A 1,986-nucleotide genomic window follows, 5' to 3' on the forward strand; every position below is an offset into this window, starting at 1 on the left:
CGCTTATTGGAAACATACTTGTGATGATCAACAAAGCTTGCAGCGTTGAAGATGATATGGTTATGAATGTGCTTTTTATCAACATGGGTACTGATCACGTATTCATATTTTCCTTTCAGTACTTCGGCTGCAAATTGCTGTCCTAAGCGATGGGCAGTTTCGGCATCAACTTCTCCAGGTTTAAATGACTGGATCAGATGAAATGCCAGGTTATCACCTTTGTCCATTCCATTCTTTTTTGCCATTTCTCTAGTCATGGAAAATTCGAGATCAGCAGTTTCCGGGGAACAGCCAAAACTGGAAACCAGCAGTTTTTCATCAGTCTTGTCTGGATTCGTGATATAGTCCAGAGCTTTCTTGTCTGTTACTTTAATGGGGAAGATCTTAATATATGCCATAGTTCTTTCACCATCTCTTTCAATTCTTGCATTTCTTCCGGATATAGATCTCCGGTGGTATTTACCTTTTTTGCAATCTGGTTGATATTTATGCCAATCTTGTGCATTTCCTCATACTGTTTCTTCAGAGGAGTTGTATCTGTGTTGACGATGTAGCCGTCGATTGCCATCTTACGCAGATAAGCTCCCATGTTCTTGGTTTTTGATTCTATCATCTTCCTGCGGATTAGCTTTCGTTCTTCTTCTGTGACATAAAAATGAATTTCTTTGTTTCTTTTTCTTTCAGCCATTAGCAGTTTCTCCTTTCTGAGAGGGCAGTAGTATCGTTGCTTTCAGCGTTTTTCAATTCAGGGCAGGGTACCCTAAATTGGGATTTTCCGGAAGTGTATCCTCACTTCCTGTCCTTGCTGTTTTACCCCTCTATTAGTTAAAGTCAGGAGAACCGGGAAAATGCAAAAGAATTTGGCAGGTAGTACGGGATACGAAAATGTGGTATGATTATGGGCAGGATATCAGAAGAATCAGGAGTTGAAAAGATTGTGAAGACGGAAGAAATCTTTGAATACGTGCAGAAACAGTACGGTACAGTTCCAGAATATTTATGGAGTAAATCTCCAGACAGTGTTGTACTTCGTCATAAAAATGGAAAATGGTATGCAGTATTCATGACAGTTGAGAAATCGAAATTGGGATTAGAGGGAAATGATCTGGTTGCCATCATGGACGTAAAGTGCGATCCAGAAATGACCAGCATGATTATTCAGACTTATGGATTTTTACCAGGATACCATATGAATAAACAGCACTGGATCACGATTTTACTGGATGGTTCAGTCAGTGAAGCGAAGACATTGGACTTTTTGGATATGAGCTATGACCTGATTGACGGAGCAGACAGAAAGGAAGAAAAATGAGAACAGCGATAGTATACGCATCTGTGCATCATGGAAATACAGAAAAATTAGTAAAGAGGATTGCAGAAGAATGTCAGATGGATTTGATTGATGCTGTGAAACAGCCAGATGCAGATCTGAGCAGTTATGATATGATTGGGTTTGCATCAGGAATCTATTTTTCAAAGTTTCATCAGTCGATATTGGAATTTGCAGAGAAGAATCTACCGGACGACAAAAAGATATTTCTGATCTGTACTTATGGTGGGAGTGCGAATTATAAATCCATAGAGCAGATTTTGGATAAAAAACATGCCAGTGTGGTTGGAAAATTTGGCTGTAAAGGGTATGACACATTCGGACCATTTAAACTGGTTGGAGGTATTGCTAAAGGCCATCCGAATGAAGAAGATATGAAAAATGCAGCGGACTTCGTAAAAGGAATACACTGATTTTTGAGCAAAAGGAAAACCGGGGATTTTACTCCTCGGTTTTCTGGATGTTGTGCTTCAGTCTTCAACTTGAAAAATATCTTCTACAGGCACTTTCAGGTAATGTGCCAGCCGGATTGCAATCTCAAGAGAGGGATTACGTTCTCCACGTTCGATGCGGCCTATCGTCTGGCTGCAGGAACCTATGGCTTCAGCCAAATCTGCTTGAATGAGATTCCGTTCTTCACGAATATCTTTTAGTGT

General features: G+C 40.1%; 5 protein-coding genes. 2 read left to right on the forward strand and 3 right to left on the reverse strand.

What is annotated here, in order from left to right; translation table 11 throughout:
* Both AB5642_RS20185 and AB5642_RS20190 read right to left on the reverse strand, forming a co-directional pair.
* Nucleotides 1–398, reverse strand: a 398-nt coding sequence (locus AB5642_RS20185; protein ID WP_368371958.1) for a relaxase/mobilization nuclease domain-containing protein, incomplete at its 3' end; no start/stop codon positions are given.
* Nucleotides 365–688 (reverse strand): MobC family plasmid mobilization relaxosome protein, encoded by a 324-nt coding sequence (locus AB5642_RS20190; protein WP_012744273.1) that lies wholly within the window; start codon nt 686–688, stop codon nt 365–367. The genes AB5642_RS20185 and AB5642_RS20190, both read right to left, overlap by 34 nt.
* Before the next feature lie 249 nt (nt 689–937).
* Here AB5642_RS20190 and AB5642_RS20195 point away from each other — a divergent pair, with 249 nt between their 5' ends.
* Both AB5642_RS20195 and AB5642_RS20200 read left to right on the forward strand, forming a co-directional pair.
* The gene (locus AB5642_RS20195; protein ID WP_117539102.1) at nt 938–1,312 is read left to right on the forward strand and encodes an MmcQ/YjbR family DNA-binding protein; all 375 of its coding nucleotides are present in this window, start codon (nt 938–940) and stop codon (nt 1,310–1,312) included.
* Nucleotides 1,309–1,743 carry a flavodoxin family protein gene (locus AB5642_RS20200; protein ID WP_117649061.1) on the forward strand — a complete coding sequence of 145 codons (435 nt, stop codon included), beginning with the start codon at nt 1,309–1,311 and terminating at the stop codon, nt 1,741–1,743. The genes AB5642_RS20195 and AB5642_RS20200 overlap by 4 nt, the downstream gene beginning before the upstream one ends.
* A 57-nt stretch (nt 1,744–1,800) precedes the next feature.
* On the opposite strand, the gene AB5642_RS20205 is transcribed toward AB5642_RS20200, so the two are convergent.
* On the reverse strand, nt 1,801–1,986 hold a 186-nt coding region (locus AB5642_RS20205), incomplete at its 5' end, for a helix-turn-helix transcriptional regulator (protein WP_195456794.1).

Source organism: Ruminococcus sp. 1001136sp1_2201st1_G3_2201SCRN_220225 (genome assembly GCF_040924365.1).
Taxonomy (GTDB): domain Bacteria; phylum Bacillota; class Clostridia; order Lachnospirales; family Lachnospiraceae; genus Blautia_A; species Blautia_A faecis.